Raw genomic sequence first — 24,104 nt, 5'->3', positions numbered from 1 at the left:
ATGACAAGCGAGACAAGACCGACAACGCGTCGCCGTTCGCTCGACGCGGGGCAGCCATGGGTCGCGCAAACCGTCGTGCTGCTGATCGTTGGGGCCCTGGTTATCGGGCCTCTCTTGATGTTGTTCCGCACTGCTCTTCTGCCTGAGGATTCGCTTCCTTTCGAGACCTGGGAATTTACCCTATCCAATTTCGCGACCATCCTGGCTGACCCGCAAGTTCTGACCCTGCTGTTCAACACCGCAGTCTATGCATTTGGGAGCGTCTTGTTCGGCCTGCTGATCGCAACGGTGCTTGCCTGGCTGGTCGAGCGGACGGACATGCCTGGTCGAACGGCCGTACGCATAGCGCTCTTCACCTGGATGGCGGTGCCGCCGGTCATCCTCGGCTTCGGCTGGATTCTGCTGATCAATCCCGGAAGCGGTATCCTCAACGCCCTGTGGCGCATGTTCGCCGGCACGGACGGGCCGCTGACCATCTATTCGATGTGGGCGCTGATCTTCATCACCGGCATCAGCGTGGCGCCGACGGCCTTCGTCATGATCGGTGGGCTGTTCCGCAACATGGATCCGCAGCTTGAGAATGCCGGTTATGTACATGGTGGGAACTGGTTGTCGGTAGCACGGCGCGTGACGCTGCCGCTCCTCACCCCCGGCCTACTGTCGGTCGGCATCTATGTATTCATCGCCGTGGTGCAGACCTTCGAGCTGCCGCTCATAGTCGGTCTGACTGCACGCATCCCGGTGTTGAGTACGCGCATTTACCTCTTGTCCTCTCCCGATGTCGGCGTGCCGAGCTACGGCCTGTCAGCGGCATTCGGCCTCCTGCTCCTTGTTATCGCTGTGTTGTTGATGCTGCTCTACTTCCGGGTGGTCGGAGCCGGCGAGAAATATCGTGTCGTGAGCGGCAAAAGTTTCAGGCCGCGCCAGACCAGGCTCGGTCGCTGGTCCATCCCGGCTATGGTCGGCACGGCACTGCTGGTGCTGCTGATGATCTTGCCGCTTCTCGTGCTCTTTTGGACCAGCTTCCTGCGTTTTTACGAACTGCCGAGCCTTGACGCCCTTTCACGCTTGTCGCTCGACACCTATCGCGAGGTGCTTGCGCGTGGTGCTGTGCGCGGTGCTATCTTGAATACCGTCATTCTGGTGCTGGTAAGCAGCACGGCTACAATGTGTCTGGCGGCGGTGGTCGCGTGGTTTTCACAGCGCGGGCGTGGTTGGATTGCCCGGTCACTCGACGTCCTTTCATTCTCGCCGATAGCTATTCCCCCGATCGTCATGGCAATGGCCATCCTGCTGCTCTACCTGCGCACGCCGCTCTACGGATCGGTGGCAATCCTCATCCTGGGCCATGTGACGATCTATCTGGCCTTCGCCACGCGCACCCTGTCCAGCGCACTCGTTCAACTGCACAAGGAACTGGCCGATGCCGCGATGGTCAGTGGGGCCAGCTGGTGGACGACACTCACCCGCGTCATCATTCCTTTGATATGGCCGCAGGCACTGAATGGCTGGATCTGGGTGTTGGCTCACAGTGCACGCGACCTGACGATCCCGCTGCTTTTGATGACAAATTCGAACATGGTCATGTCGACTGTCATGTGGACGCTCTGGGATGTGCCCGACCTGCCTGGTGCCGCAGCGCTTTCAACGCTGCTGGTGGCCGCGCTGCTGTGTGTCGTGGTTCCCCTGCAGCTGTGGATTACCCGTGCGTCGGAGCGTGCCCTATAGGGATTGGATCGGGAGCCGGTGCAACTTCCCGATCTTTGACGCCTCCATGCTGGGTCTCTTTTTGTCAGGAACTGACCAAGCCCGGCCCAATAGGAAAAAGCGGCAAACGGTCGAGGGAAACAAACGAGCGTTCTTCGAACCCTGCGGTTCGGCTGACATCTTGCGCCGAACCGTTCGATTTTCTGGTTGATCGAAGCCATGCTGCTGCCGCTGATCCGGCCAGCACGGTCCTCCCGCTGTCTTGGTGCGTGGTTAAGCCTTCGCCTTCTGTGGCGCGCGCTTGGTTGGCAGTTTCGCCGCTTGCTTCGCGCCGGGCTTGCGACCAAGGCCGAGCGTCTTCGCCAGCTCGGAACGCTTCTGGGCATAACCGGGCGCTACCATCGGGTAGTCGGCGGGCAACGACCACTTGGTGCGATACTGGTCAGGGGTCAGGCCCACTCCGGAGAGATGCCGCTTGAGAGTTCGGTACTGCTTACCGTCTTCCAGGCTGATGATGTATTCGTGGGTGAGTGTCTTTTTGATCGGCATCCGTGGCTTCGGCGCCTCTTCAGCTTGGACTTCCGGCACACTCAATTTCTTCACGCTGGCGAAAACATCTGCGATCAGATTTGGCATGTCGTCTGGCCTGAGCGAATTGTTGGAAACATACGCCGCGACAATGTCGGCAGTAAGTTCAATAAGCTGATTGCTAGATTTCGGAAGCATGTCGGACATCAATAATCTCCAGTCTAATTCCCCCTGTCTGTCGCGTAGCCGAGATTCCACTGCGGTGGAACCCGGAAATTTAAAAACGATGGATCAAATGACCGGCTTGTACGATGACATGCGGGAAATGGTGCCCGAAGCTTTAGCCGAATTCAAGCAAAGCGCGTCGAACTCAAAGGAATAACGGCGGCCTATCCCGCAGCGGGAAATCCGGCGGTTGTCCGCGTTGGCGGCTCGGATAGAGATTAAGAGGCCGAAATAAGCGGCTGAAAACATTACATAACTGTAATGCTGTCGTTCATATTGGGTTCACGCGGCGGCGACTAGCAATGGAGGCGTCAATGAGAAGGAGCCTCCCTATGAAACGCATTGTTCTAGCTGCTGTCGCCCTGTCGATGTTCGCTGCGCCGATGGCACAAGCGCAACAGCGCTACGAGGCGCCACGTCACGGAAACCACTACAGCCAGCCGCAGAAATGGCAGGAATACCGCCACAAGCCGGTTAAGCGGCAGCACTGGTCAAAGGGCAAGCGTGTGCCTGACTGGCAGCGCAAGCAGGCACTTCGGGACTATCACCGCTATGGCCTCAAGCGCCCAGGCCATGGTCAGCGCTGGGTCAAGGTAGACAATGACTTTCTGCTGATCAGCGTGGCGTCGGGCATCATCGCCTCGGTCGTGGCTGGGCGGTGATACAGACAGCTCAATAGACTGCGGAAAGGGCGGTTCTTCGGAGCCGCCTTTTCCAAGGGGATCATGCCCAAGCGCTATCGCTCCGGGAACGGTTCGATCCGCTGATCTTGACGTATGCTCCGATGCTTCGTGCCGCATTCGCCGAATGCGATCGACGGCTCATCGCAATCACAAAGTGCTTTCGATCGAACTCAAGGTCTTTCCGATAACCTGCTTGTATTTCTCGAATTCCGGCGAGGTTTCTCTAACCTCCTGCGGCGCAGTTGCGGCGGACGGTTGCGATGCTGCAGAAGGTGCCCGGCCAGTCATCTTTTTTTCAGCCCAGCCAATGACATAGCCGGCGTTCTTGCCAGTCAGAAACGGGTTGGCTTTGATGACGACCGCCCCGAGAACATCAGCAAGCATTGCGTCATTAGGGCCAATGCTGTCGCGCTCGGTCGCCTCATTGCGCTCGGACTTGCCGCTGACGGCGAAAATGGCGTCCGCCGCACGCTGGAACAGTTGCAGCGGGAGTTCTGGACCACGCTGGGCCATCTCGGCTGCTCGTCAGTCAAGGAATTGACCAGGGATGCGGTCATGTAGCCCTCGACCGCATCTCGGAAGGGCCGAGAAAGGCGATTGTTTGTCCCGCAGCTAGGTCGCCGAGTTCAAGGCGGCCCGAGCGGCGTCGATTCTGCACACGGCCGGCGATGCTGGGGTGGACGGCTGACAAGAAAAGACTGCGCTGCAAGCATGGCGACGACTGGAGGCTACGCTCTTTCAGCAAAGGCCTTTTCAACGACATAATCGCCCGGCGCGGCATTGTTGCCTTCGTTCATGCCGAGACCTTCGAGAAGGCCTCGCATATCGGCTATGAAGGCCGGGCTCCCGCACAGCATCGCACGGTCTTCTGCCGCGTCCATTGCAGGCACGCCGATGTCCGAAAACAGCACGCCCGAGCGGATCAGATCGGTGATGCGGCCCCGGTTGCGAAAAGGTTCGCGTGTGACCGTCGGATAATAGATCAGCTTTTCTGACAGCAACTCACCGAAATATTCGTTCGCCGGAAACTCGTTGACGATCTGCTCCTTGTAGGCGAGTTCGTCGGTCTGGCGGCAGCCGTGGACCAGCACGACGCGTTCATAGCGTTCGAAGGTGTCGGGATCTCGGATCAGGCTCATGAATGGCGCAAGCCCGGTTCCCGTGCCGAACATATAGAGATTGCGACCCGGGCGCACATTGCCGAGCAACAGCGTGCCGGTGGCCTTGCGCCCGACGACGATGTTGTCGCCAACTGCCAGATGCTGGAGCTGTGAGGTCAGTGGGCCATTGGGCACCTTGATCGACAGGAATTCGAGATTGTCTTCGTAATTGGGGCTGACGACGCTGTAGGCGCGCAGCAGCGGTTTGCCATCAAGCTCCAGCCCAATCATCGCGAACTGGCCGTTTTCGAAGCGGAACGCCGGGTCGCGCGTCGTGGTGAAGGAAAACAGCGTGTTGGTCCAGTGATGAACACTCAGCACCTGCTGTTGGGTAAGGTTGCTCATTCCCTGCGCTCCTTTGCTAAGGGTTAAGGCCCAGTCGGGCTTGTTGTGGATGCGGTGAAGGGAGGCTAGACCGCCAGATGGCGTTGCTTGATCTCCGGATTGCTGTCGAATTCCGGCCAGCTGCCGTGGAAGGCGATCCGGCCGGCATCCATGACCAGAACCTTGTCGGTGGTCTGCCGCGCGAACCAGATGTTCTGCTCGCACAAGAGCAGTGCTGCCTGCTCGGCATCGCAAAGCTCGCGGACGCTAACCGCCAGTTGTTCGACAATTGCCGGCGCCAAGCCTTCCGTGGGCTCGTCTAGCAGCAGAAGGCGAGGCCGGCAGGCGATGGCACGGGCGATCGCCACCATTTGCTGCTGGCCGCCGCTGATCTGGCCGCCGCCGCGCTCAGCGATCGGTTGCAACATCGGGAAGCGGTCAACAACCTCCTGCGTCGGAATCGGCTTGCGTCCGGGCGCGGTGGCGTACGCTGCCATCTGTATGTTTTCGCGCACCGTCAAATGCTGGTAGATGCGACGATCTTCCGGCACCAGCTGGATACCCAGCCGTGCACGCTTGAAGGGGGGCAGGCCGGCAATCGAGCGGCCCTCCCATCGGACCTCGCCGCTCACCGTTGGTCCGGCATTCATGATCGACTTGAGCAGCGTCGACTTGCCGGCGCCGTTGCGGCCAATGACGGCGACGCGGCCGAGGGCAGGTACGGACAGGTCCACGCCATGCAGGATATGGCTGCCGCCATAAAAGGCGTTGATGCGGCTGGCCTCAAGCATGATGTGCTTCCTTGCCGAGATAGACCTCGCGCACCACAGGATCGGCGCGGATCTCCTCAATGCTGCCCTGGGCGATCTTGTGGCCCTGGTTCATCACCATGATGCGATCGGCAAGGCCGAAGATGACCCCCATGTCGTGTTCGGTCATCACCACGGTCAGGCCGGAGCCCTTGCCGCTGATGGAGCGGATCAGTTCGGTCACGCCGACGCGGTCGCTCGGCGACATTCCGGCGGTCGGCTCGTCAAGCATCAGGACTTTCGGGCGTCCGGCGAGCGTAATGCCGAGTTCCAGCCGTTTCTTGTCGCCATGCGACAGCTCCAAGGCTGGCGTGTTCGCCTTCTTGTCGAGCGACAGCCTGACGAGAATCGCGTGAACCTCGTCCAGCGTGGCGCGCGACGGCTTGACCGCATACCAGGGAGCGTCGGACTTGCCCGTGTTCTTGAGCCGCGCCTCGACGGCGACGACCAGGTTTTCCTCCGCCGTCATTTCCTTGAACACGCGCGCCACCTGGAATGTCCGGCCCATGCCGGCGCGGGTGCGCTTGTAGGCGGGATCGCGGGTGACGTCCTTGCCAAGGAACTCCACTATCCCGGCCTCGCAGCCAACCTCGCCGGTCATCACCTTGAACAGCGTGGTCTTGCCGGCACCGTTGGGGCCGATGATGGCGAAGGTCTCGCCCTCTGATATCTCGACGTCGACGCCATGTAGCACCTTGAGAGATCCGTAGCTCTTGTCGACGGAACTGAGGCGGATGATTGTCATCGGCTCACTCCTTCACCGGCTGGAGAGCAGGTGCCGCCGCCGTCGCCTTGGCAGGTTCCCGACGCGTCGAAAGGCGGGCGATCAGCGCGTTCCAGGCGCCGGCGACGCCGGTGGGGAACATCAGCACCACGGCGAGCAGGATACCACCGGTGATGATTTCCTGGATGCCGACCAGGGTGCGGGTGGAGAACTCGATCGCCGAAAACAGGAAGGCGCCGATGAGCGGTCCCCAGAAAGATGAGGCGCCGCCGAGCAGCGTGAACAGGATTGGCTGGGTCGAGCGCATCATATTGCCGATGTCGGGCGTCACGATCTGTGCCCAGGGCGCAAAAATTGCGCCCGCGCAGGCGGCGATGGCACCCGAAATGGTGAACGCGACCAGCCGGTAGCGGTGGGTGTCGACGCCCATGAAGGCGGCACGTTCAACGTCGAGGCGGATGGTGCGCAGCGTGCGGCCGAAACGGCCATGAGCGATCCACCAGGTGAGGCCGACCAGCAGCGCGCAGGCAACGCACACGAACCAGTAGTAGCTGTTGCCACGCGAGAGGTCGACTGTCGCCAACCCGATGGAAAAGGCCGGCCGTGCAATGCTGGGGATGCCGTCTTCGGCACCAAGCCAGTGAATACGGGCAAGCGTGATGCGCAGCAGTTCCGCCAGCGCCAGGGTCAGGATGGCGAGAAAGATGCCGGTCGAGCGGCGCAAGGCAACGACGCCTATCGCGAAGGCAACCGCAGCCCCGACGACTGTCGCCAATGCAATCAGCAGCAGGAACTGGCCTTCGTATCCTTGGCGCAGCATGACCGCCATGGTGTAGGCCCCGATGGAGAAGAAGCCGCCGCTGCCGAAGCTGGCAAGGCCGGCATAGCCGAACAACAGATTCCACGACAGCGCGAAGACCGCGACGATGATCGTCGTGCCGGCAAGGAAGACCAGTCCGGAATTCGCCCACAAGGGCAACAGCAGCAGCACGGCGGCGAGTGCCGCCAGGAGACAGGTCGACAGTCGGTTCACAGCCGGCTCTCCCCCAAAATGCCGTTCGGCCAAAGCAGCAAAAAGGCGACCATGGCGAAATAGATGACAACACCCGGATAGGCGGGCAGGAACATGGTGTTGAGGCCGTCGATGAGCCCGAGCAGGATCGCTGCTATGAATGAGCCGCGTACGTTGCCCAGGCCGCCGATGACCACGGTGATGAAGGCAAGCAGCAGGAAGGAATCGCCGAGTGCGGGCGACAGCGTCTGGTTGGGCAACAGCAATCCGCCGGCAAGGCCTGCCAGCGCGAAGCTGCCGCCGACCGCCGCCATGATGCCGGCAGGTACGTTGATGCCGAGCAACTCGGCCATCCAGCCGTCACGGGCAATCGCGGTGATCATCTTGCCAGCCCAGGCGCGGTGGATGACGAAATCGAGCACCAGGAAGACCACCACCCCTGACGCGATGATGAACAACGAGAAGGAAGGGATGAACAGCCCTGCTATCTCGACGCCGGTGTCGATGCCGGGGGGCGGGTCCACCGACAGGAACTCCAGCCCCCAGACAAGTTTGACGAAGCCGACACAGACAAGCATCACCGCGAAGGTGGCGATCAGCATGTAGTGCTCGTCGACATGCTGGATGCGTTGCAGGATGAAACGCTGGACAACGATCCCCAGCACTCCGACCACGAGTGCTGCGACGAGGGCAGCCGCGACCAGCGCAAGGACCGATCGAGGTGCCGAGCCGACGAGCGTACTCGCGACATAGGCGCCGATCATGAAGAAGGCGCCATGGGCGAAATTGAGGATGCGCATGATCCCGAAGACCAGGGTCAACCCGGCCGCTACGAGAAACACCGCCATCCCGGTCGTGAGACCGTTGACCAGCGTAAACATCTCTAGTTTTCCCGCACCTTAGTTGAGCTTGGAGCCCGGCGTGGCCCGCTCCAGGAACTCTGCACCTGGAAGCTGCGCCGTCTCGAACACGCTCCAGCCATTGGCGTTCTTGTCGTCGCGGCCGAAGCGGATGTAGGTGAGGTCGCCGGCAAAGCCGTGGTCTTCCTTGCGGAAGTGGATCTTGCCAAGCGCGCCTTGCGGGGTTTCCGTCTCAATGGTTGGAATGAGCTTGCTCGCTTCCATCGAACCGGCTTTGGCGACAGCATTGGCGATCGTCAGGATGGCGTCGTGCGAGACGCCGATGTACCAGTTTGGATATTCGTCGCCGCGCAGCTTGATGTAGGCCTTGTGGACCTCGTCGCTGACCGCATTGTCCTTGTTGGCCGCCGGATACCAGCCAGTCCAGCTCCACAGCGAAGCCGGTGTATTGCCGCGCATCGCCTTGGCGATAGCGAATTCATTGGCCGAGTCGCACAGCACCTTGAATTTCTGGTCGAGGCCGAAGGTGCGCGCCTGCTTGTAGTAGCTGATGGCATCGGCGCCCTGAAGCACGTTGAACAGACCTGGGGCGCCGGAACCGATGATGTTGGAGATCTGGTTGCGGAAATCGGAGCCGCCATAGGGCACCAGCACCGGGTCAAGAATCTCGACCTTGCGGCCCGCCTTTTCAGTTTCGGCTTTGAGGCCGTTCGAAAAGGCGTTGGTGATGTCGGCCAGCGCGGTCACATCCGACCGCAGCATCGCCCACCTTTCGATCTCCGGATACTTTTGGGCCATCAGGTTGCCGTAACCGCCGAAACACATCGGCGACGAGAATCCGAGACGGAAGGCGCGCGGGTTGTAGGCCTCGTGAGTAAGCGCAAGTGCGGAGGCGCCGACCATCATCATGGTCACGTCGGCTTCCTCGAGCAGCGGCAGGGTGCCGAGCAGGTTTGCCGTGAAGGTGCCCTGGGCAAACAGCTTGATGCCGTCGCCGGTCAGTTCGCGGAAAGCCGTGACCGCACCCTCAGGCGAATTCTTGTCGTCGCGCACGACGAGTTCGATCTTGGAGCCGTTGACACCGCCAGATGCGTTAAGGCGCTCGACAGCGATCTCGCAGCCGTCTTTGATATAGTTGCCGTAGATCTGGCCGGGGCCGCTCAGCGTGGTGATCAGGCCAATTCGGACTGTATCGCCCTGTGCTGCCCTAAGTATGCCTGGCATGGCCAAAGCACCGATGCCGGCAGCCGTGGTCGTCAGAAAATGTCTTCTATTCAATCGCATGTCTTCCTCCCAAAAGACCAGGGCTTCCTCCTCCCCGGGATATGAAACGGCGTGTCAGTTCATCTGCAGGATCATCTCCTTGACCCGCGAGCGCATGATCTGGCCGGTTGCCGGCGTCTTCGGCAGGTCCTCGACGGCAACAATCTTGCGCGGATGCTTGAAAGCGGCGAGCGCGGTTCCGAGATGCGAGCGCATGGCATCGAGGCTCGGGCATTCGCCGGGCCGGTCGAGCACGACCGCTGCGCAAACCAGCTCGCCCCATACCGGATCTGGCAGACCGATGACGGCTACCGAGCGGATGCCAGGGCATCCGGCCAAGGCAAGCTCGACCTCTGCCGGGGCGACGGTCTCGCCACCCGAGCGGATCACTTCGCGGCGGCGGCCGGTAATCGTCAGATAGCCCTCGGCGTCTGCCTCGACCAGGTCGCCGCTGCGATACCAGCCGTCGACGAACACGTCCGCGGTCTGCTCTGGCAGTTCGAAATAGCCATCCATCATGCTCATCGAGCGAAGCTGCAGTTCACCATCGACAATTCGTGTCTCGTGGCCGGGCAGCGGCAGACCGACGCTGCCTGGCTTGCGCTCGATGTCGGAATCGTTGAGCCCAAGCGCCCCGCCGAATTCGGTCGAACCATACATCGCAGCACGATAAGCGCGCGGGAAGCGGGCGCGGATGCGCTCCATCAGAACCGGATCGAAGCTTGAGGTTCCCGACGCCGCCGAGCGGACGACGCTGCCGTTGAACGGTGTCCTGGCCGCCAGCACGCGCTCCCAGATGGCCGGGATGCAATAAAGGAAAGCGGGTTTCCAGCGGTCGATTGCGCGTGCCAGCATTTCGCCGTCAGGACGGCTGACGAAATGGGCGGCACGCCTATGCGCCCAGTTCTCCATCAGATAGTTCCAGCCGGCCCAGTGGAACATTGGAAACGTCATCAGCTCGCCCCGTCCACCCGAAGTAACGAAGCGCGAAGCACCAAGATAGGAGCGAAGCCAGCTCGCCTTGTGGGAGAGGACCACGCCCTTGGGCAGGCCAGTACTGCCGCTGGTCATGAAGATCGCATGCGTATCGCCTTCCGCAATGCCCATGTCGGGCAAGGCAACAGTGCTGGCCTTGCCGGCAAGCACATCGAGGTTGACGCCCGCAGTCACAGCGTGACCAGCGCCAAGAATGGCAACGGGAATGTTGGCGATCGTCGTTTCGAAGCTGCTGCCATCCTGGTGTGCCGGATCAAGGACCAGCAGGTCTGGACGAATGTATTCCGCAATCGGTCGGATTTCTTCTGGCGACAGCGCTGGGTTGACCGGAACGAAGGCCGCGCCCAGCCGCTGGGTGGCGAAAAAGAAGGCGAGGTGGTCGAGCGCCATTTCCGCCTGAAACAGGATGCGGCTGCCACGCTTGATGCCAAGGCCCTGCAGCGCACGCGCCATGGCATTTGCGGCCTTGTCGACATCGGCGAAGGTCACCGTGCGCTCATCGAGCGATGCTGCAAGCGCGTTGGGCGTCGAACTGACGGCGAGATCGAGAATGCGATGGGTCAAGCAGAGCATTGTCTTATTCCGAAGCCGAAATGTCCTTGATCTCGCCCAGCGGATAGGTCTTGCCGAGCGACTCCATCATGTAGTCGGCGCCGCCCGAGGCGGGCACGAACCAGCCCGTCGGGCACATGGTCAGGATTTCGACCAGACTAAGTCCCTTCTTTTCCATCTGGCGCTGGAAGCCCTTGCGGATCAGACGGCGTGTGGCGGCGATCGAGGCCGCGTTGTGCACCGAGCCGCGCGCCACATAGGCCGAGCCCGGCATCGCAGCGATCATGTCGCCGATGACGATCGGGTGGCCGTGATAGGCAGCGTCGCGACCTTCGAGCGTGTTCTTGGTGCGTTGGCCGATTACCGACGAGGCCGTCATCTGGCCGCCGGTGTCGCCGAACACGCCATTGTTGAGCAGGATGCAGGTGATGTTTTCGCCGCGTGCGGTGGCGTGCAATATCTCGGCCAATCCCTCGCTGGTCATGTCGCCGTCGCCCTGCAGGGTCCACACAGCCACGTCCGGGCGCATGCGCTTCAGGCCGGTGGCAACCGCTGGGGCACGTCCGTGAAGGCAAAGGGTCGAGTCGACGTCCATCGTCATGATGAACGAGCCGTAACAACCGTGCCCGATGATCGATACGTTCTTTTGAGCTAGGCCGAGCTCTTCGATGACTTCGAGCACCAGGCGGATGGCGACCGGCTCGCCGCAGCCGGGGCAAAGGTGGTGTTCCTCGGTCTGCAGCAGCGTCGGCTTGAACGAAGCCACCTTGTTGCTCGGCGCCTCGGGTGGGCGCGTGGTCATGACGATGCTCATTTGCTGGCTCCGCTGATGGCTAGCTCGATACGTTCACGGATGACGCCTGCGTCCATCAACGGCCCCAGATTCAGCCCGGATTCGTCGAAGCTGACGCCGCCGATGGCCTTGACCAGCTTGCGGTCGTGCACGTTCAGGCGCACGTCATCGATCATCTGGCCAGCGTTGAGTTCGAACACCAGAACGCGCTTGCAGTTTTGCGATGCTGTCTCCAGCGCATCGGCGGGGAAGGGCCAAAGCGTGATGGGGCGGAAATAACCGACACGGTGGCCGTCGGCGCGCATCTCGCGCACCACATGCTCGACGAACTTGCCGCCGGAGCCGAAAGCGACGACCAGCGTCTCGGCGTCGTCGACAAAGCCTTGCTCGTGACGCGCCTCGACTTTGGCGATGGCGTCGAACTTGGCGGCAATGCGCTCCCAGTGCAGGCTGGGTCCAGGCCCTGGATTGTTGGTCTTGCCGCAGCCGAAGGTCCATATCTGCCGCGACATGCCCGAGCCACCCGAGGTGCCGTCGAGCTGCCAGTCCTTGGCCGGCAATGGATCGAGCTCAAGTTCCGGCAATTCGGTGCCCATCTGGGTGCGGGCGAGCAGATTGTCGCCCATGAAGATGACAGGCACGCGGTACTTGTCGGCAAGATGGAAGGCGAGTTGCGCGTGTTCGACCGCCTCGTGCAGGTCCTTGGGCGCCAGCGTGATGGTGCGGTAATCGCCCCAGCCGCCGCCGCGCGTCGCCTGGAAATAGTCCTGCTGGTTGCGCGCCATGTTGAAGATGACGATCGGCGTCTCATTGAGGGCAGCTTCGGCGATCGCCTCCTGCATCAGCGCGAGACCTTGGCCACAGGAACCAGTGGCGGCACGAAAACCGCCGGCCGCGGCACCGAGCGCCATGTTGACGCCTTCGATCTCGGTCGCCGCATTGATGCAGACGCCGGCGTGGTGGGGCAATTTCTCGGCCATGTATTCGAGCAATTCGGTCGCTGGCGACATCGGGTAGCCGGCGTAAAAGCGCAGGCCCGCCATGATCGCGGCTTCGACGATTGCCTCGCTGCCGTCCATCAAGCGCATCGGCATCATTGCATCCTTCCGGCGTCCGAGCCCGAAATGATCGGCTCGTGGTATTTGTAGACTTCGAAGACGAAATCCGGGCAAACCTGCTGGCAGGCGGTGCATCCGGTGCAGCCGGCAGACAGTTCGGGATAAAGATAGCCAGTGGCGTTGCTGGTCTTGGACATGGTCAGCACCCGTGGCGGGCAGGCGACGATGCACAGCTCGCAGCCCTTGCAGCGGTCGGCGTCGATGACCAGGGTTCCACGCGTGATCTGCCTCATGCGACGCAAGCTCCAGACAGTTTGCTGTCGAAATCTACCTTGTAGGCAAGGGGCGTGACGGCGGCGGCACCGGCGCGGATCGCCCGCTCGTTGGCCTCGATGTGCTGGCGGCGATAGGACGGAATCTGCTCGGCCATCGCGGCGACCGCGCTGTCGATCTTCACGGCACCTGTGAGGGCGGCATAGGCGCCCAGCATCACCATGCCGGCCGCCATGCGGCTGCCCTGTTCGGTGGCGATCGCAGTGGCGGGCAGCGTCACAAGAGTGTGCTTGTCCATGTCAGGCAGATCGGCGGCGATCGTCGCTTCGGCGAGAACCAGAGACCCCGGCCGCAGCCTCGAGCCGACGCGTTCCCAAAACAGATGCGACATGGCTATGGCAGAACCGGCATGCGGCAGGATCGGCAGTGCCTTGAGCGGCCTTGCGCCGATGACCACCGTGCCGATGGAGCTGCCGCCACGCATGTGGCCGCCATACTCGCCAGCAAGCATGACATGCCTGCTGTCCTTGATGGCCGCGAGCGCCAGCGACTTGCCGATGAGCTGAATGCCCTGGCCACCGATGCCAGAAATGAAAAGGTCGAGTTCCAACTAACCCCTCCCGGTTACTCGTGACCCAAGTGCTACGGCCATCGCGGCGACCGTGCAAGAGATTTTTTCTATCTCGACAAGAAATTTCTTGTTGAACAACAAAAAATCTTGGTTAGCTTCCGACCACCGCTTTGGAGGGATGACAAATGGCCTATGTGGTGACCGACGCCTGCGTGCGCTGCAAATTCACTGACTGCGTGGCGGTTTGCCCGGTCGATTGCTTTCACGAGGGCGAGAACATGCTGGTGATCGACCCGGAGGTGTGCATCGACTGCGGTGTCTGTGAGCCCGAATGCCCAGCCGATGCCATCCTCGCGGACACCGATCCGAGAGCCGCAAAGTGGCTGAAAATGAACAAGGACTATTCCGCCAAGTGGCCGGTGATTACCGCGCAGCTGACGGCGCCGGCTGATGCTGATGCCTTCAAGGGCATCGAGGGCAAGTTCGAAGCCCATTTCTCGCCGGCACCAGCAGCGCGCTGATGCGCTATTTGCGTGGCGAAAGCCCGTCGAACAGGACGTCAAGAATGCTGACGGCGAGCTCTGTCGGGGTGAGGCCGCCCGGCTGGTACCACTCACGGGTCCAAATCAAAGTGCCCTGCAGAACCTGGTTGGCCAGCGACACATTGATGCCGGGGCGCAGTTCGCCTGCATCGGCTGCGGCGCCCATCAAGTCCCGCCAGATCTTGTTGGTCTCGTTGAGCAACAAGAAATGCCGGTCGCGTACGTCTGGGGGCACCTGGTTGATGACGTTGCCGTGGGCGGCGATATAGTCGAGCTTCTGCAGCGTCGTATTGAGATAGGTGATCGCCGCCGCCTCTATGCGCTCCCTGTAGGGCGTTTCCGGAGGCAGTTGCTGGATCGTTGCCTGAAGCCTGACATGCAGCTGCCGTGTCAGGGAGTTGATCATCTCCTCGACGAGCACGTCCTTGGTCGGGAAATGATAGCGCAAAGCCGTCACATGCACGCCGATCTCGTCGGCGATATCGCTGAGCTTGGTGAGCTGGTAGCCTTTTTGCGCGAACACTTTGGCCGCTGCGTCGAGGATTTTCTCCTGGACACCCTCTGTCTTGCGGCTTGGTTTACGGCCCGACGCATTGCGGGCCGTACGGTTGAGTTCGCGGGTCGTGCCCTCCGCCTCTACGACGGCCGGTGCTTCCGCTGCAGTCGAATTCATTCTTCCAGCACCCGAACTTGCCGACTCGTCGTTGATCATGGTCATTTTTAACGCCTCCATGCGCCCAAGCCACTGCTTTCCCATTCGCAACCGGCGATGCATTGGGTGATGTGCACCGCTCATATAGGGCCAAGCCATCGGGCGCGGCTTCGTCAGGCACCGAGATCCAGATGCTAGGATGGTCATTGCTGTCGGTAACGCAAGAATAATTTCTACTTGAGCATGAAATTTTTACAGATAAGTTCACATGAGGCATTTTCAGGGAGGGAAGCGGCCGATGTTCGAACTTGACCTTAGGGGCCGCCGCGTCATCATCGCCGGCGGGAGCAGGGGCCTGGGTTTTCATACCGCTCTTGCCTTTGCTGGTGCCGGCGCGTTGGTTTCGATTTGTGCCAGAGGCGAGGCCGATCTGTTGAATGCGCGCGATAGCATCGCCCAGCTTGGCGCCACCGCGCATGCCGCGCGCTGCGATCTCGCAGAAAATTCGTCGATTGAGGCCTATATCGCTGAGGCTGCTTCCGCATTGGGCGGGGTCGATATCCTCATCAACAACGCCACAGGCAAAGCGAGTTCCGACACCGAGCAGGATTGGGCGGCGAGCCTTGGTATTGATGTATTGGCAACCGTGCGAGCCTCACGGGCCGCACAGCGGTTTCTGGAGCAAGGCACCAATCCGGCGATCATCAACATTGCGTCACGAACCGCCTTCGGCCCAGCTCCGACCACGTCAGCCTATGGCGCGGCCAAGGCGGCCGTGATGCATTTCACCCGATCGCAGGCAGCCGCACTTGCGGCCAAGGGCATACGGGTCAATTGCGTTGCCCCTGGTTCGCTCGAGTTTCCCGGCGGCTGGTGGGACAAGTGCCGCAACGACGATCCAGACCTATATAATAAAACGCGAGCCACCTTTCCGTCCGGCCGTTTTGGCACACCTGACGATATTTCGCGGGTGCTGCTTTTTCTGGCTTCTCCGCTAAGCGGTTGGATCACAGGCCAGACGCTGCTTGCCGATGGCGGTCAAACATTGGCGGCATAAAAGAACATCCCACCTCTTCGCCATGCAGGGATATCCTGCCGATGCATCATCTAGCATCTCTTGCGTGTCGGTTACCGGCTGGGCGATACATCCGTCGCGGCCTCTTGCCAAATAATTTCATGTTCAATCGGCCTCGATCGTTGCTGATTGTGTTGGCCCTTCAATGGCTACGCGCGCCTGCCTCAGGGGCAGTTGAACGGGTTGCTGGATGTGCGGGTTAGTCGATATCGACAACGCATTGCGTTTGTCCAGCTGAGGGACGCCGCGGCCCTAACGCTCTGCATTTACCATGCCTTAACCGTGTTTGTTTACCAACTGGTTATCATTGCGGCTTGGTCCTTTGACTCGCCGCGAAGAACTGGTCGAATACAACGGGTTGGCGGTCGCTAATGTCCTACTACAGAACGGCTGTAGCTGTTTTGAGCGCCTGCCTTGCGATGGCTGGCTGCGCGAACGGCTCGGTCCGGCAGGCCCCCATCACCGGGACCGATAAGGTCGTCACCGGCAGCGTCGGCAGCCTCGCCTCGATTAGCACACACCCCGAGATACTGGCCGCCGATGCCCGGCGCGACGCGGCGGGCGAAGATATCGCGCGGGCGCGGTCGACCCTGCTGCCAAATGCGGGCATGGAAGCAAGCGCCGGATACGCGGCCGGCAAGGGCGACGATTTCGACACGCGAACGAACGGGAATGCCTATTCCTATGCCTTGAGGGTCGACTTTCCCCTTTATCAAGGCGGCAGAGGCCAGGCTGCCGTTGCTGCGGCGAAGGCTGAGTACCGCGCGAGCGGCGAGGCGGCCAACGACCGGAGACTATCCGCCTCTTATGAGTTGGCGCTCGCACTGATCGAGGTGAACCGGCAAAAGGGTGCTGTCGAGATTTTTGGCAGGCAGGCTGCCCTTCTTGCAAAGCTCAAACGCGGCATAGAGACCGAGATGAGGGCCGGGGCAGCGAGCCGCGTCGATGTGGATGATGTCGAACGCCAGTTGTCACGCCTCTCAGTCGAGCGCGAGCGCGCCAGGCTGCTGATTGCCCAGGCAAGCCGCACCGCCCTTAGGCTCGGCATTTCACCGGAGACGAAACTGCCCGATGTCTCGAAACTTTACATGCCGAGCGAGGAACAGGACCTCATCGAGCTGGCGGTCAACAACAATCCTCGCGTCAGGGAACGCGATGCGCGCGCCGAGGCCGCCAAGGCTCGTGTCGGCGAAGCGAAAGGCGACATGCTGCCAACCGTGTCGGCCGGGCTGAGTGTAGGCGGCGGCCAGGATACGCTTCCCGGAGTCGATCGCAATGTCGTGGGACGCGGCGAGGTCCGGTTCTCCATGCCAATCTATACAGGTGGCCGGGCCAGCGCGACCGTCAGGCAACGCAATGACGAAAACCGCGCCGCGGTCTTCGAATCCGATGCGGCGCGACTGGGAGTGACCGCAGCGGTCCGTACCGCGTACGATCGCCGAGCGCTCGCTGCGCGAATGTATAGCCTAGCCCAGGCGGAAAGACGTAACGCAGCGTCAGGCCTGGAAGGCGTGCGCGCGGAGCGGAAGGTGGGCGAACGCTCCACCTTCGACGAGATCAGGGCGATTGCCGACCTCGCCAATTCGGAGATCAACCTCAACGGTGCGCGCTACGACGTGCTCGCAGCCGACTACACGATCGCGGCGGAAACGGGGCTGATTGCCGAGCTTTTCGGCGTGCCGCTCATCGAGCAGACGGCAACCGCCAATTAGAGCGTGTTCCCAGTTTTCGAGATCATGCGCTAAGTCGGGCAGCTACTCCGCCGCGATCCCGTAGTCCGCACCGCGCAACGGCTGGTTCAGCCGCCTTCTGATGCGGTCGGCAAGGATGCGCACGAAAGGCTCGAGCACCATGCCGTCATGGTCGCCCGGCACTTCCTGCACGGTCAGATCGGCGACGAATGGCGCCCAGCCATTGTCTTCCATCGCGATGTTGCGACCTTGCTGGAGCATGCGTCCGCCGCTCAGACGATAGATGATGCTGAGTTTTGGTCGAAGCAGCAGCACCCTTCCCGCGTAAGGCTTCAGTTCATAACGCGGCAATGCTGCGCGGAAAGCGTTTTCGATCGCCAGGTTGTGGAGCTGGTCGGAGGACTGTTCATCCTGCTCTGCATCCGCGCGACCTTCGACGTTCTGCTTCCACCGCCGGCGATTGCCGATCCAGGTTGTGACAAAGCTCAGGCGCTCCCGGCGCAGGTCCTGCACCTTCATGGAGAGCCTGTCGCGCAATGACAGCGGCGGCTGTGTTGGCAAGGGCGTATCGAGCAGGATCAGTTGCGCGACCTCCTCACCCTCCTCGCGCAGCTGCTGCGCCATTTCGTATGCGACGAGACCACCGCCGGAGAAGCCGCCCAGCAGATAGGGTCCAAACGGCTGGACGGCGCGAACTTCCTTTAGATTGTCACGCGCCATCTCGACGAAATTGTCGTGCGGTTCCTGGTCGCCATAAAGGCCACGCGCCTGGAGCCCATAGATCGGACGGTCGGTGCCAAGCTGCATCGCCAGCTGCCGCAGATTGAGCACATTGCCGAACATGCCGGCGCAGAGAAAGAATGGCGAGCCGGCGCCGGAACGCCCCGTGCTCATCGCGACAAGGTGGGTAGCCTTTTCGATCTTCTGGTTATCTGAGACGGCGGCATCACTCGTATTGGCAGATTTCGGCGCGACCTGCTTGCCGATCAATGCGGCGCACCCGGCGATGGTCGGCGCCTCGAACAGGACGGAGATCGGCAAGTCGAGCGCGAACTGTTTTCTGATCATGCGGAACAGGCGCACCGCAATCAGCGAGTGGCCGCCGATGTCGAAGAAACTGTCGTGCACGCCGATCTTCTCGACGCCGAGCAATTCACTCCAGAAACCTGCAAGTGTACGTTCGATCTCGTCGCGCGGCGCGACATAGTCATTGTCGAGATCGGGGCGCTCGAAGACCTCGCCAGAGCTTTGGGCCTCAGAGCGCGGCAGCGCCGCCCGCAGGCGCAGCGCGGCAAGGTCTATCGAACTGACGATAGGCTGCGGCTGACCGGTGCCGAGCGCGCGGATCATGGCATCGAAGCCTTCGGCTGGCAGGATGCCCTGACTAACCTGAGCGGCGAGTTGCTGCACGGCCGGCGACAACGGCTCCCCACCAGCAGGCTTGCGCTCACGATCGACGCCGCGTGCCGCCGCCAAAGCGAGATCGTCATCTAGCCGCTTCATGACGAAACGCTCGATCTCCGCAACGACGCTGCCGTCCGGTGCGGCGATGGTGATGTCGAAGGATACGAAGCCGTCGCCGAGATCGGAGATTTTGCTTAGCCGTGCCCAGCTGACGATGGCTTCGGGAAGTGTCTTGAACAGCGCGATGCTGCCATAAGACATCGGCACCCACAAGGCGCGCGATGTTGCATGGCCCGGCGCGAGGTCGAGCGCAAATCCGGTCGCGATATCCAGCAGTGCTGGATGGGCGGCGAAGCCTTGCGCGATGTCGGCGCGAAATGCCTCGTCGAGCCTGAGCTCGGCAAAGGCTTCCTGGTCGCCACGGGAAAGCGACCGTAATACCCTCCAGCGCGGCCCAAAGCGGATATGATCCTCCTGGACGGAGCGTAGCGCCACTCCACCTTCGGCGCGCTGGCCGGCACTCAGTCGCGCCGAGGCGGCTGCCAAATCCGAGGCGGCATGCTGCTGGGAAAGACGTTTGCGAATGGTCGCTTCGGCGTGAAGGGTGAAACCTTCGGTGCTGAATTCGGCATCCGCCGCCGCAACGAGCACGCGATGAATGTCGCCGTCCGCCGCAAGCCGCACGCGCAGGATCTTCTCACGCCGGTCATCGACTTCGAGCGGCCTGAGGAAGAAAAGATCCGCAATCTCTTGGTCCAGGTCGGCGCCATATTCCCGCATCGCCTGCGCGATGATCTCGATCGTGCCGGTGCCCGGCAGTATGGCTTGGCCGGAAACGAGCCGATGCTCGTCGAGCATCCAGTGACTATGTGGCGAAATGCGCGCCTGAAGCCACACCTCTCCTTGTGCGTCCTCCACCCAGTCGCTGAAGAACGGTCCCCGTGCCGTGCCGCGATGCAGGCTTGTGGCTTCAGCTTTCGCGGTCTGGCCAGTGGCACGCGCCGCCAGCCCGACATCGTTCCAGACACCCCAGTGCAGAGCCACGGTCTTCCGCGTCTTGTCGGCGAAGCGGCTCTCGGCATAGGCGTTGAGATAGGCATTGGCGGCAACGTAGTCGACCTGACCGGCGGGAGCGGTGTCGGTGCTGGTCGACGAAAACAAGACAAACAGATCGAGCGGCCTGTCCTGGAAGATCTGGTCAAGCACCACGGTGCCATGCAGCTTTGGGGACAAAACAGCTTCCATCTCCTCCAGTGATTTCAACTGGATCAGATTGTCGTCCACTATGCCGGCTGCGTGGAAGACGCCGTTGATGTCGCCGAACTCGGCATGCGCCTTGCCGACCACCACAGCCATATCTTCCAGGTTGCCTACATCGGCCGTGACATAGAGCACTTCCGCACCCTTTGCTTCCAAGGCCTGGATCGCCTCGATTGCGCGTCGCGTCCGGTCACTGCGCGAAAGTGGAAGGGCCAGCTTTGCCCACTCCTGCCGGGGTGGAAGTGCGAGCCTCCCGGTCAGAACCACCTTCGCCTGGAAACGCGACGCCAGTTCGCCAGCGATAACCTGCGCGAGATCGCCCAGGCCGCCAGTGATCAGATAGACGCCGCCTTCGCGCAGCAAATTGGTATCTATTTTTGCGTCGGCCAGCACCAGTTTCTCGTAGCTGCGAATCCAGCGCTTGCCTTTTCGATAGACAACGGTTTCCGAAACGGGCGTAGCGAAGATGTCGTCCCACAGCTGATCGAGTTGCTGGTCCGACAGGGAGGTTGCAAGCTCGATTGCCGGTTTTCGCGACCGCAGAAAGCCGCCCCTCACTGGAAGCACTGGTGGGGAGAATTCGAGGTCGATGACGCGGACCGTGGCGCCCGGCATCTCCTTTGGCATGACGAGGGCGGGACCGAGGATGGTCGCCTTTTCGGGATAGGGCAGGGCTTCGCCGCCCACCCGCTGCATCCCGTTTGTCACGACCGTGATCTGCGGCTCCAAGCCTTCGATTTCACCAAGCGCCTGTGCGGTGAAGAACAGGCTCTGGAAGCCGCGTTCCTGATTTCGGCTGAAGAAGTTGGATCCCGGCCGGAAGGTCTCTTCGCCGGTCACAAGCCAGAGATGCACGATGCGTTCCGGCACTCCGCCGTCGCTGGCGAGCCCTGAAAATAGCGCGTCATAGCCTGGCCGCTCTTGTTCAGGGCACAGTATGTAGTCGCCGGCGCCATGCCTAAAAAAGCCGTCGCCCGCTTTGACCGTCGCGACGCGGTGCCCCTTGGTGCGCAACCGCTCGACCAGCGCCGCGCCAAGACCAGTGTCGTCCATGAAGATCAGCCAGGACGCGGGTTGAGCGTCGGCGTCGATCGTCACATCAGCCAACGCCTGTCTCCAGCTTGGCCGGTAGCCCCAGTCTGCCATTTCAGGCTGCTTGCCGATGAAATCCTGTTCGCTTTCAATTGTCGCGGCTATGGCGCTGCGCTCGATGAAATAGCGTTGATGTTGGAATGGATAGGTTGGCAGCGACACGCGCCGCGCGCGGTTTCCCTCCCATAGCTTGGTGAGCGTCACGTCGAGGCCGGTCGCCCAGGCGCGGCCCATCGCGGCGAGAAAGTGCACATGGTCGTCGGTGGCCTCCTCGGCATGCGGCAGGCTGTTGATGACCTGATTTGCCTCGACGCCGGGCTGAAGCTTGACCAACGACGACAGGGCGCGGCCCGGGCCGACCTCTACATAAACTCGTCCCGGCTGCGCCGAAACCGTGGCGAGGCCCTTGGCGAAGTTAACGGTCGAGCGCAGATGCCGGACCCAGTAAAGCGGGTCCCGCGCCTGAGCCGCGGTGAGCCATTCACCTGTTAGGTTGGAGACGATCGGAATGGTCGGTGCGCGCAGGTCGATGCCGCGCAGGAAGGCCTCGAACCGCCCGAGGATCGGGTCCAGCATCTGGGAATGCGCGGCGATGTCGATGGCGATGCGCGATGCGTCGATGCCATACTCGGCCAGACGCAGGCGCAGCGCTTCCAGATCCTCGTTGCGGCCCGAAACCACGCAGAGTTCGGGCGCATTCACCGAGGCGAGATCAAGTGCCGGATTCATGTGTTCCAAAAGCGCTTCGGGCGACAGCGGAACGGACAGCATGCCGCCAGCCTCGACCGTGTCGAACAGTTCGCCGCGCAGTCGGACGAGATTGACGACGTCGCGGAAGCTCATGACGCCAGCGATACAGGCGGCGGCATTCTCGCCCATCGAATGGCCGATCAACGCTGACGGTTTGACGCCCCAGCGCATCCACAGGCGCGCGATGGCGATTTCGACAATTAAGATGGCGGGAAGCTGCAGCGAAGGCCGCAGGAAATCGCGTGCCGCCTGGAAATGGTCGATGTCACTGGCCAGCCAGACGCGGCGAATCTGGGATGCGGCTTCCGGCTCAAGATAGCTCAAGCCTTCATCGACGGTCGCGCGAAAACCGGTGTCCTCAGCGTAGAGACTGCGCGCCATGCCCACATGCTGCGCGCCGCCGCCGGGGAACAGGAACACGGCATTCGCGGCTTCGATCGTGCTGTGTGTATGGAGACGCTTCGGATCGGAGCCGGAGAGAAGGGCGATCGCCTCGTCGCGGCTGCGTGCTGCGATAGCGCGGCGATGTTCGAAATGCTTTCGACCCGCAAACAATGTGTAAGCGACATCAGCGAGTGGCAGCGCCGGCTGCCGTTCCAACTCCTCACCGATCTGCTCCATCGCGCGGTCGAGCGCTTTGCGGTTTTTGGTGGCAAAAAGGAAGAGCTGCGGCGCTCGGCCGACCCTGCTTGTCGCACCGACTGTCGGCTTCGGCGCTTCCTCGAGGATCGCGTGCGCGTTGGTACCGCCGACGCCCAGCGAGTTCACCGCGGCGCGGCGCGGGCCAGGGCCTATGGGCCACGGGGTCAGCTTGTCGTTGACGACGAACGGGCTGGAGGCGAAATTGATCGACGGATTGGGTTTCTCGAAGTTCAGTGTCGGCGGCATTTCGCGATGCTTGAGCGCCAGCGTCGTCTTGATAACGCTCACCACGCCCGCTGCCGTGTCGAGATGGCCGATATTCGATTTGACCGAGCCGACGCGACAGAAACCGGTACGGGCAGTGCTCTGCCGGAAGGCCTGTGTCAGCGCCTCGATCTCGATCGGGTCGCCGAGATAGGTGCCGGTTCCATGGCATTCGACATATTGGATGTCATCTGCGGAGATGCCCGCGAGGCCCTGAGCCTCGATGATGGCCTCCGCCTGGCCTGTGACGCTCGGTGCGAGATAGCCGGCCTTGCTGCTACCGTCATTGTTGACGGCGGTTGCCTTGATGACGGCGTGGATGATGTCGCCGTCGGCGATCGCGTCGGACAAGCGTCGCAGAACGACCACACCGGCGCCGCTGCCGAAGACTGTGCCGTCGGCGCGATGGTCGAACGCCCGGCAATGGCCATCGGTCGAGAGAATTTCGCCGTCCTGAAAAAGGTAGCCGCGCCGGTGCGGCAACTCGATCGTGACGCCACCAGCAAGCGCCATTTCGCATTCGCCGGCAAGCAGGCTCTGGCAGGCGGTATGGATCGCGACGAGCGAGGTCGAGCAGGCGGTCTGGATGTTTATGCTTGGGCCGCGAAGGTCGAAGGCAAACGAGGCGCGTGTGGCCAGGAAGTCCTTGTCGTTGCCGGTATGCCGCAACAGGAACATGCCCACCTGGTCAACAAGCTGGCGATTGCTGCAGACGTTGAAATAGAAATAGGAGCCCATGCCGCAGCCGGCAAAAACGCCGACGGGACCGACACTCGAATCCGGGGTACGCCCGGCATCTTCCATCGCCTCCCACGCGCATTCCAGGAAATGCCGGTGCTGGGGATCCATGATCGCCGCTTCCTTGGGGCTCAGCCCGAAAAAGTCGGCATCGAACATCTCCATACCGGGAAGCTCGGAGGTGCGGCGCACATAGTTAGGCAGATGGATACGTGCGGCGGACTCGCCTGCGGCCAGCAGCTCTTCTTCGGTTACATCACGGATGGATTCCACACCGCCGCGCAAATTCTCCCAGAATTCACGGACATTTCGCGCTCCAGGCACGCGAAGCGCCATGCCGACAATTGCAATGTCGTTTGGAGACACCTGATCGGTTTCATACATCGCCAAATGTCCGTTATTCTATTCGGCATTTGTGGATGCGACGCTCCGATCGCAAACTAGCCGAATCTGTCC

The 24,104-nt window shown here is 61.7% G+C and carries 20 protein-coding genes; 6 read left to right on the top strand and 14 right to left on the bottom strand.

Translation table 11 applies throughout. The features are described 5' to 3' along the window. Window positions 1-1,728 (top strand): ABC transporter permease, encoded by a 1,728-nt coding sequence (locus AC1RTB_RS14495; RefSeq protein WP_492881291.1) that lies wholly within the window; start codon window positions 1-3, stop codon window positions 1,726-1,728. Between the two features lie 252 nt (window positions 1,729-1,980). Here AC1RTB_RS14495 and AC1RTB_RS14490 read toward each other — a convergent pair whose 3' ends face one another. After that, window positions 1,981-2,442: a Ros/MucR family transcriptional regulator gene (locus AC1RTB_RS14490; RefSeq protein WP_492881292.1), complete on the bottom strand. Its 462-nt coding sequence runs from the start codon at window positions 2,440-2,442 to the stop codon at window positions 1,981-1,983. 350 nt (window positions 2,443-2,792) lie between these two features. Between AC1RTB_RS14490 and AC1RTB_RS14485 the strand changes: the two genes are divergently transcribed. After that, the gene (locus AC1RTB_RS14485) at window positions 2,793-3,122 is read left to right on the top strand and encodes an RcnB family protein (RefSeq protein ID WP_492881293.1); all 330 of its coding nucleotides are present in this window, start codon (window positions 2,793-2,795) and stop codon (window positions 3,120-3,122) included. 114 nt (window positions 3,123-3,236) lie between these two features. Next, complete coding sequence (locus AC1RTB_RS14480) at window positions 3,237-3,704, top strand: alpha-hydroxy-acid oxidizing protein (RefSeq protein ID WP_492881294.1); 468 nt, start codon at window positions 3,237-3,239, stop codon at window positions 3,702-3,704. 167 nt (window positions 3,705-3,871) lie between these two features. Here AC1RTB_RS14480 and AC1RTB_RS14475 read toward each other — a convergent pair whose 3' ends face one another. The 11 genes from AC1RTB_RS14475 to AC1RTB_RS14425 form a co-directional block, all read right to left on the bottom strand. Next, window positions 3,872-4,648: a ferredoxin--NADP reductase gene (locus tag AC1RTB_RS14475; RefSeq protein WP_492881295.1), complete on the bottom strand. Its 777-nt coding sequence runs from the start codon at window positions 4,646-4,648 to the stop codon at window positions 3,872-3,874. 65 nt (window positions 4,649-4,713) lie between these two features. Then, on the bottom strand, window positions 4,714-5,418 hold the full coding sequence (locus AC1RTB_RS14470) for an ABC transporter ATP-binding protein (protein ID WP_492881296.1): 705 nt from the start codon (window positions 5,416-5,418) through the stop codon (window positions 4,714-4,716). Next, window positions 5,411-6,181 (bottom strand): ABC transporter ATP-binding protein, encoded by a 771-nt coding sequence (locus AC1RTB_RS14465; RefSeq protein ID WP_492881297.1) that lies wholly within the window; start codon window positions 6,179-6,181, stop codon window positions 5,411-5,413. The genes AC1RTB_RS14470 and AC1RTB_RS14465 overlap by 8 nt, the downstream gene beginning before the upstream one ends. A gap of 4 nt (window positions 6,182-6,185) precedes the next feature. Next, window positions 6,186-7,193 (bottom strand): branched-chain amino acid ABC transporter permease, encoded by a 1,008-nt coding sequence (locus tag AC1RTB_RS14460; RefSeq protein ID WP_492881298.1) that lies wholly within the window; start codon window positions 7,191-7,193, stop codon window positions 6,186-6,188. Beyond that, complete coding sequence (locus AC1RTB_RS14455; RefSeq protein WP_492881299.1) at window positions 7,190-8,053, bottom strand: branched-chain amino acid ABC transporter permease; 864 nt, start codon at window positions 8,051-8,053, stop codon at window positions 7,190-7,192. The genes AC1RTB_RS14460 and AC1RTB_RS14455 overlap by 4 nt, the downstream gene beginning before the upstream one ends. An 18-nt stretch (window positions 8,054-8,071) precedes the next feature. Next, entirely contained in the window at window positions 8,072-9,316 is a 1,245-nt protein-coding gene (locus AC1RTB_RS14450) for an ABC transporter substrate-binding protein (RefSeq protein WP_492881300.1), read from the bottom strand. 54 nt (window positions 9,317-9,370) lie between these two features. Continuing rightward, complete coding sequence (locus tag AC1RTB_RS14445; protein WP_492881301.1) at window positions 9,371-10,864, bottom strand: class I adenylate-forming enzyme family protein; 1,494 nt, start codon at window positions 10,862-10,864, stop codon at window positions 9,371-9,373. Between the two features lie 4 nt (window positions 10,865-10,868). Continuing rightward, on the bottom strand, window positions 10,869-11,657 hold the full coding sequence (locus AC1RTB_RS14440; RefSeq protein ID WP_492881302.1) for a thiamine pyrophosphate-dependent enzyme: 789 nt from the start codon (window positions 11,655-11,657) through the stop codon (window positions 10,869-10,871). Further along, window positions 11,654-12,733, bottom strand: coding sequence for a hypothetical protein (locus AC1RTB_RS14435; protein ID WP_492943825.1), 1,080 nt, complete (start codon window positions 12,731-12,733; stop codon window positions 11,654-11,656). Before AC1RTB_RS14435 ends, AC1RTB_RS14440 begins: the two co-directional genes overlap by 4 nt. Further along, window positions 12,730-12,987 (bottom strand): 4Fe-4S dicluster domain-containing protein, encoded by a 258-nt coding sequence (locus AC1RTB_RS14430; protein WP_492881304.1) that lies wholly within the window; start codon window positions 12,985-12,987, stop codon window positions 12,730-12,732. The genes AC1RTB_RS14435 and AC1RTB_RS14430 overlap by 4 nt, the downstream gene beginning before the upstream one ends. Continuing rightward, window positions 12,984-13,577, bottom strand: a complete 594-nt coding sequence (locus tag AC1RTB_RS14425) for a 2-oxoacid:ferredoxin oxidoreductase subunit gamma family protein (protein WP_492881305.1) — start codon at window positions 13,575-13,577, stop codon at window positions 12,984-12,986. Before AC1RTB_RS14425 ends, AC1RTB_RS14430 begins: the two co-directional genes overlap by 4 nt. A 146-nt stretch (window positions 13,578-13,723) precedes the next feature. Between AC1RTB_RS14425 and fdxA the strand changes: the two genes are divergently transcribed. Beyond that, window positions 13,724-14,059 (top strand): ferredoxin FdxA, encoded by a 336-nt coding sequence (gene fdxA / locus AC1RTB_RS14420; protein WP_492881306.1) that lies wholly within the window; start codon window positions 13,724-13,726, stop codon window positions 14,057-14,059. A gap of 4 nt (window positions 14,060-14,063) precedes the next feature. Here the strand turns inward: fdxA and AC1RTB_RS14415 are convergent, their stop codons facing one another. Then, on the bottom strand, window positions 14,064-14,798 hold the full coding sequence (locus tag AC1RTB_RS14415) for a TetR/AcrR family transcriptional regulator (protein ID WP_492881307.1): 735 nt from the start codon (window positions 14,796-14,798) through the stop codon (window positions 14,064-14,066). Window positions 14,799-15,030: 232 nt separating this feature from the next. On the opposite strand from AC1RTB_RS14415, the gene AC1RTB_RS14410 reads away from it, so the two are divergent. Further along, window positions 15,031-15,789, top strand: a complete 759-nt coding sequence (locus AC1RTB_RS14410) for an SDR family NAD(P)-dependent oxidoreductase (protein ID WP_492881308.1) — start codon at window positions 15,031-15,033, stop codon at window positions 15,787-15,789. Window positions 15,790-16,178: 389 nt separating this feature from the next. Next, on the top strand, window positions 16,179-17,519 hold the full coding sequence (locus AC1RTB_RS14405) for a TolC family protein (protein WP_492881309.1): 1,341 nt from the start codon (window positions 16,179-16,181) through the stop codon (window positions 17,517-17,519). A gap of 42 nt (window positions 17,520-17,561) precedes the next feature. On the opposite strand, the gene AC1RTB_RS14400 is transcribed toward AC1RTB_RS14405, so the two are convergent. Further along, a complete protein-coding gene (locus AC1RTB_RS14400) occupies window positions 17,562-24,032 on the bottom strand; it encodes a type I polyketide synthase (RefSeq protein WP_492881310.1) in 6,471 nt (2,156 codons plus the stop codon). Window positions 24,033-24,104 lie beyond the last annotated feature (72 nt).

The organism is Aminobacter sp. GW821-FHT11F06 (assembly GCF_058808215.1).
The sequence above is the reverse complement of the archived record's forward strand: the minus strand, read 5'-3'. Positions and strand labels throughout refer to the sequence as shown.

Bases quoted from the DNA above. Each gene is read 5' to 3' on its own strand.
- AC1RTB_RS14410 (WP_492881308.1), top strand. From the start codon at position 15,031: ATGTTCGAACTTGACCTTAGGGGCCGCCGCGTCATCATCGCCGGCGGG.
- AC1RTB_RS14450 (WP_492881300.1), bottom strand. From the start codon at position 9,316: ATGCGATTGAATAGAAGACATTTTCTGACGACCACGGCTGCCGGCATC.
- AC1RTB_RS14445 (WP_492881301.1), bottom strand. From the start codon at position 10,864: ATGCTCTGCTTGACCCATCGCATTCTCGATCTCGCCGTCAGTTCGACG.
- AC1RTB_RS14405 (WP_492881309.1), top strand. From the start codon at position 16,179: ATGTCCTACTACAGAACGGCTGTAGCTGTTTTGAGCGCCTGCCTTGCG.
- AC1RTB_RS14490 (WP_492881292.1), bottom strand. From the start codon at position 2,442: ATGTCCGACATGCTTCCGAAATCTAGCAATCAGCTTATTGAACTTACT.
- AC1RTB_RS14475 (WP_492881295.1), bottom strand. From the start codon at position 4,648: ATGAGCAACCTTACCCAACAGCAGGTGCTGAGTGTTCATCACTGGACC.
- AC1RTB_RS14480 (WP_492881294.1), top strand. From the start codon at position 3,237: ATGCTCCGATGCTTCGTGCCGCATTCGCCGAATGCGATCGACGGCTCA.
- AC1RTB_RS14400 (WP_492881310.1), bottom strand. From the start codon at position 24,032: ATGTATGAAACCGATCAGGTGTCTCCAAACGACATTGCAATTGTCGGC.
- AC1RTB_RS14465 (WP_492881297.1), bottom strand. From the start codon at position 6,181: ATGACAATCATCCGCCTCAGTTCCGTCGACAAGAGCTACGGATCTCTC.
- AC1RTB_RS14430 (WP_492881304.1), bottom strand. From the start codon at position 12,987: ATGAGGCAGATCACGCGTGGAACCCTGGTCATCGACGCCGACCGCTGC.
- AC1RTB_RS14455 (WP_492881299.1), bottom strand. From the start codon at position 8,053: ATGTTTACGCTGGTCAACGGTCTCACGACCGGGATGGCGGTGTTTCTC.
- AC1RTB_RS14415 (WP_492881307.1), bottom strand. From the start codon at position 14,798: ATGACCATGATCAACGACGAGTCGGCAAGTTCGGGTGCTGGAAGAATG.
- fdxA (WP_492881306.1), top strand. From the start codon at position 13,724: ATGGCCTATGTGGTGACCGACGCCTGCGTGCGCTGCAAATTCACTGAC.
- AC1RTB_RS14440 (WP_492881302.1), bottom strand. From the start codon at position 11,657: ATGAGCATCGTCATGACCACGCGCCCACCCGAGGCGCCGAGCAACAAG.
- AC1RTB_RS14485 (WP_492881293.1), top strand. From the start codon at position 2,793: ATGAAACGCATTGTTCTAGCTGCTGTCGCCCTGTCGATGTTCGCTGCG.
- AC1RTB_RS14470 (WP_492881296.1), bottom strand. From the start codon at position 5,418: ATGCTTGAGGCCAGCCGCATCAACGCCTTTTATGGCGGCAGCCATATC.
- AC1RTB_RS14495 (WP_492881291.1), top strand. From the start codon at position 1: ATGACAAGCGAGACAAGACCGACAACGCGTCGCCGTTCGCTCGACGCG.
- AC1RTB_RS14435 (WP_492943825.1), bottom strand. From the start codon at position 12,733: ATGATGCCGATGCGCTTGATGGACGGCAGCGAGGCAATCGTCGAAGCC.